Genomic DNA, 5,362 nt, shown 5'->3' on the forward strand with positions numbered 1-5,362 from the left:
CAACAGATATCAGTTTATGTGATGAGGAAATTTTTCAAAGGTATAATTGTCGATGGACAATAGAAACTTTTTTTCGTCAAAATAAAATGGAGTTAAATCTTGATAAATATCAAATAAGAAGTTCTAGAGCAATAAAAAGATATTTAATCATAACTCAGTTAGCATATTTATATTGTATTTTTGGTGTCTGTGATAATTATACCTCCTTTAGTGAAGGATTAAAAATTGCTAGAAATAATTCTAAAGAAGCCTTGATTTCTTGGATCTGTGATAAATCACAAGAAGGTTTTACTAAACAAGAAATATGTAGCCTATTAAAAGTTGCATAGAAAAGTATAATTATATACTGTAAAAATTTGCTAGCATTTTTGCACATTTATAGTAACTTGATATTTTTTTACAATATTTAGGAAAGCATTTTTATCTTCATTTTTCTTAAATAGGGGGAAATCGCTAATGCTTCTGAGCATAACATGATAAATTCCATTTTCTATTTTAAATCTAGCTTTTCTAGGCATAATAACAACTCCTTCGATAGTAATTTATATTTAATTTTGCTATAAACAAGCGTAAACAAGCAGATTTCAATCATTCATTATTGTTAGTATTAATTTTAGATTATTGACATTTTAGATTATTGACAAGAGTGATGAAATTTAATCAATTTTGATTTAAAAAATATATAACATTATTGAATTATTTAAATTCCTTTTTATGAGAAAATATAATATAAAAATGAACCGTCCCTAAAAAGCTTAAAAATTTCACGTAACATAGGATACAGAAATATGGATATGCAAATGATATAATTGCAAATGCAAATGATATAATTAGGCAAGATAATAAAAAGGTAAGAAAAGATGAAGCAATACATGAAGGAATACAGGAAAATATAAATAAGAATAGTAGTTAGTCAAAGAAAAAATGATTAATATTATCAAAATTACCAAGGGGTATGGTTGATTTGAAATTTATAAAAATAATAAAAGAATAGAAATGAACCGTCCCTAAAGCTCTTTAAAGCTCTAATAATAATGAAGCTAAATAAAAGAGCTAAAAGATATAAAAAAAGAAGAGGTGAAAGATATGAAAGATATGTATAATAAATATTTCAACATAAAAGATACATTATTTGATATTACAGAAAAGTATGAAGAAGCTATTGACTTATTAGTTTCAATAGGATTTGATAATATAAGAAATGAAATGCAAAGGAAAACAATAGGAAAGTCAATAACATTAGAGACTGCCTTGAAAATGAAAGGAATAAATATAAATACATTTTCAAAACAATTAGAAAATATTATTGAAGAAAAAAGAAATAATGTTGATGGGATACTAATAATAAATGAACCGTCCCCCAAAAATAAGACAGTAGTAACAAATGAACCGTCCCCAAAAACAAAAATTAGGATTGAAGGTGTGCTACCATGTCCTGTAAGAGTTCCATTAATGGAATCTTTTCAAGAATGGTTATATAAAAATAATGATGAACTAAATTTAAAAATAAATTATGATTTGAAATCGGCATCTGTTGGGGTAGAGTGGCTAAAGACATCTTTAGAAAATTCTGAATCAGCAGATGTACTTGCAGATATATTTATATCTGCTGGATTTGATTTGTTTTTCGATAAGAATTTAATAGGTAAATATAAATCTCAAAATGTATTTGAAGATATTACAGAAATAGATCATTATAATAAAGATTTTGAGAATGAATATTTGAGTTTGAAGGATCCAGATAATCAATATTCAATGATAGGAGTTGTCCCAGCAGTGTTTTTAGTTAACACACAAGAACTAAAAGGAATTAAAATGCCAACAAGTTGGGAAGATATTTTAGGTGAAGAATTTGAAAATAAGGTGAGTTTGCCAATAGGAGATTTTGATTTATTTAATGCTATATTATTAAATATATACAATAAATATGGTGAATATGGAATAAAAAGATTAGGTAAAAACTTATTAAAAAGTATGCATCCATCAGAAATGGTTAAATCACATATTAAAAAGGCTGTAAAACCTGTTGTTACAATAATGCCTTACTTTTTCACCAAAATGGCAAAAAAAGGTGGACCGATGAAAGCTGTGTGGCCAAAGGATGGTGCAATAGTAAGTCCAATATTTATGTTGACTAAAAAGGATAGAAAAGAACAATTGAAACCAATAGCTAAATTCTTTTCATCAAAGAAGGTTGGTGAAATATTAGCACATAATGGTAGATTTCCAAGTGTTCACCCTGATGTGGATAATATGATTTCAGATGAACATAAGTATATGTGGTTAGGTTGGGATTACATTAATAATAACGATATCGGTAGTTTAATAAATAAATGTGAGAAAATGTTTAATGAGGCAATTAAAAATAAAGAAGTCAAGAATGGAACTATAGATGATGTTTAAATATATAGACGTAGGCTTATTAAGAGTGTTTCTGAACTTCCATATGTTTCTGAACTTCCATATGATAATAAACTTTAAAACACTATTCATTAAGTCCAATTGAATTAACGTGAAATATTAAATAAGAAGTGATATGTTTAAAGAAAGTAAAAGTGTATGTATACAAGGAGGAAAGAAATATGAACTTAGTAACAATATCAGGGCCACCTTCATCTGGAAAGACATCAATAATATTAAAGTCAATTCAGGCACTACATCAAAGGGGATTGTCTGTAGGTGTTGTGAAGTTTGATTGCTTATATACAGATGATGATATTCTATATAAAAAGGCAGGTGTTCCAGTTAAAAAAGGATTGTCAGGTTCTTTATGTCCAGACCATTATTTCATAAGCAATATTGAAGAAGTTGTAGAGTGGGGAGTCAAGCAAAAATTAGATGTATTGATTACAGAAAGTGCAGGACTATGTAATAGATGTTCTCCATATATCAAAGATATTAAAGCAATATGCGTTATCGATAATTTAAGTGGTATAAATACCCCAAAAAAAATTGGACCAATGTTAAAATCAGCGGATATTGTGGTTATAACAAAAGGTGATATTGTATCACAAGCAGAGAGAGAAGTTTTTGCATCAAAGGTTCGATCAGTAAATCCAAAAGCGATAACAATGCACATCAATGGATTAACAGGACAGGGAGCATTTGAATTAAGCACATTGTTATATGATGAAAATGAAAATATAGAAACGGTTAGAGGTAAAGAATTGAGGTTTTCAATGCCTTCTGCTCTTTGTTCATACTGTTTAGGAGAAAGAAGAATTGGTGAAGATTATCAGATGGGAAATGTTAGAAAAATAAAATTAGGTGATCATGATGATTAAATTGAGAGGTGATTGTTATGATTAATTCAAATGACATAAAATTAATAAAAATAAAAGAATTGGAGCAAAAATATCCTTTTGTGGTTTCATTTTTTCAAAACAATAATTTAAATGTAGAAGGATATGAAGAAAGTACATTTATACAGTATTTAGAACATTTTACTGAGGAAGAAATGGAAGAATGGGCAATTGATATTAAAAAGCTACAAGAAGATATAGTTACTTATATCAATGAAATGTTACAGTTTCTTGGTATAGAAGATGATAAGGTAGAATCTATAACAATTGTAGCTGGTTATGATAAAAATGGTAGCAAAGAGAATTTCCAAACTATTACAATTAATAGAAGTGAAATTGTTTCAATAGTTGGCCCAACAGGTTCAGGCAAAAGCAGGTTGCTTGCAGATATTGAATGGACAGCTAATAAAGATACGCCAACAGGGAGGACTATATTGATTAATGGCAAAATACCTGATAAAAAATGGCGTTTTTCATCTTCTAATAAATTGGTCGCACAATTATCCCAAAACATGAATTTTGTTATGGATTTAACTGTAAGAGAATTCATAGAATTGCATGCCCAAAGTAGAATGGTTGAAAATGAACAAGAAATTATCAAAAGAATTATTGAAGCTGCTAACTATCTATCAGGTGAAAAATTTGATTTAGACACGCCCATTACTAGGCTTAGTGGGGGGCAGTCAAGAGCTTTAATGATTGCGGATACAGCTATATTAAGTACATCTCCAATTGTTTTGATAGATGAAATTGAAAATGCTGGTATAGATAGAAAAAGAGCTTTGAATCTTCTTGTTAATGAGGATAAAATAGTTTTAATGGCAACACATGATCCAAATTTGGCATTGATGGCAAATAAAAGAATTATAATTAAAAATGGTGGTATTCACAAAATTATTGAAACTGATGATGAAGAAAGAGAGATTTTGACTGAATTAGAGAAGATAGATTCAATTATAAGTAAGTTAAGAGCTAATTTAAGAAAAGGTGAAAAACTTAAAAAAAGCACTATAGGATTGGGTTGAATTTAAACAACCCATTTAGATATTTTAAAAAAGATATTAGCTTTAAAAGTAAATTAAAGTGATCTGATAATGTCATTAGCTTCTTTTTCAAGATTAGGATGGTACTTAATAAACTCTTGTAATTGATTCTTTCCAAAAGTAGATACATTAAGTTTATATTTCTCAAGAAGGTCACTATCATTATGGGGATAACAACTTGGCCTCATAGGATACCCATAAATATCAAGTAAATTGTTGCTTCTATATTCATATAATTTCTCTAAAATATTTTCTATAATCTCACATCGCAGAACTTTGACAGGTTCTGTTGATACAACTTCACCATCCCACATATTCTCTTTTTTAAAAAAACTTTTTCCACTTAACTCATAAATATATCCAAATTTATCTTTATAAATTTCTTTTCAGAAGTTTAGCACTTAAAAATTTTTTAGGTTGGTAGCCCATTGATTTATAAGAATTTAAGAATAATCAGTGGAAATATGAGATTTTCCGATTTTTACTGGAAATTATAGAGAAAAAAGTTGCAAAATAAAAGCATCCTTTTTATAATAGTTTTGTTTAGAAATTCACACAAAAAGGATGCTGATAAAATGAGCAAGAGTTATTTGAAACAATTACTCACCTATACTAATAAGGTATACCATATAGGTGAAAAAATCAATACCTTAAAAGATAAAAGAGTAAAATCAGAAGTAAAAATTTCAACAATTGCTTTTATTGTTTTATTTGGATTTATGCTTCAAATAAGAAGTTTCAATAGATTAGACCATTGGCTTGAAAAAGGTAAATTTAAAAAAGTGTTACCTAAAAAAACTAGAACTCCTCGCATTGACTCTGTCAGGCGGTGTTTCAGTGGTTTTGATTTAGATGGATTAAAAGGAATTCATAGTCATATAATTAAAACTACTATAAAAAATAAGGTTTTTAGAGGTGGTACTATAGATGGGTTAAAGGTTGTTGCAATAGATGGTGTAGAGCTATTTGAAAGCACAAAAAAATGTTGTGATAAATGTCTTACAAGAGTTGATAAAA

At 28.0% G+C, this 5,362-nt stretch carries 6 protein-coding genes and 1 pseudogene; 5 read left to right on the top strand and 2 right to left on the bottom strand.

Annotated elements, in window-relative coordinates; translation table 11 throughout:
• A partial coding sequence (locus CLTEP_RS13430; RefSeq protein WP_153016344.1) for a transposase occupies positions 1-329 on the top strand: 329 nt, incomplete at its 5' end.
• Between the two features lie 30 nt (positions 330-359).
• On the opposite strand, the gene CLTEP_RS14990 is transcribed toward CLTEP_RS13430, so the two are convergent.
• On the bottom strand, positions 360-518 hold the full coding sequence (locus CLTEP_RS14990; RefSeq protein WP_161938389.1) for a hypothetical protein: 159 nt from the start codon (positions 516-518) through the stop codon (positions 360-362).
• A 568-nt stretch (positions 519-1,086) separates the two neighbouring features.
• Here CLTEP_RS14990 and CLTEP_RS13435 point away from each other — a divergent pair.
• From CLTEP_RS13435 to CLTEP_RS13445, 3 genes are all read left to right on the top strand, one after another.
• Positions 1,087-2,403 (top strand): ABC transporter substrate-binding protein, encoded by a 1,317-nt coding sequence (locus tag CLTEP_RS13435; RefSeq protein ID WP_242863953.1) that lies wholly within the window; start codon positions 1,087-1,089, stop codon positions 2,401-2,403.
• 179 nt (positions 2,404-2,582) lie between these two features.
• Positions 2,583-3,284, top strand: a complete 702-nt coding sequence (locus tag CLTEP_RS13440; RefSeq protein ID WP_066827545.1) for a GTP-binding protein — start codon at positions 2,583-2,585, stop codon at positions 3,282-3,284.
• 17 nt (positions 3,285-3,301) lie between these two features.
• Positions 3,302-4,327: an ATP-binding cassette domain-containing protein gene (locus CLTEP_RS13445; protein ID WP_066827546.1), complete on the top strand. Its 1,026-nt coding sequence runs from the start codon at positions 3,302-3,304 to the stop codon at positions 4,325-4,327.
• A gap of 53 nt (positions 4,328-4,380) precedes the next feature.
• Here CLTEP_RS13445 and CLTEP_RS13450 read toward each other — a convergent pair whose 3' ends face one another.
• Positions 4,381-4,659, bottom strand: a complete 279-nt coding sequence (locus CLTEP_RS13450; protein ID WP_066827547.1) for a hypothetical protein — start codon at positions 4,657-4,659, stop codon at positions 4,381-4,383.
• 261 nt (positions 4,660-4,920) lie between these two features.
• Here CLTEP_RS13450 and CLTEP_RS13455 point away from each other — a divergent pair.
• A pseudogene (locus tag CLTEP_RS13455) lies at positions 4,921-5,362 on the top strand (transposase); the annotation flags it as partial.

It is taken from the genome of Clostridium tepidiprofundi DSM 19306 (genome assembly GCF_001594005.1).
Taxonomy (GTDB): Bacteria; Bacillota; Clostridia; order Clostridiales; family Clostridiaceae; genus Clostridium_AC; species Clostridium_AC tepidiprofundi.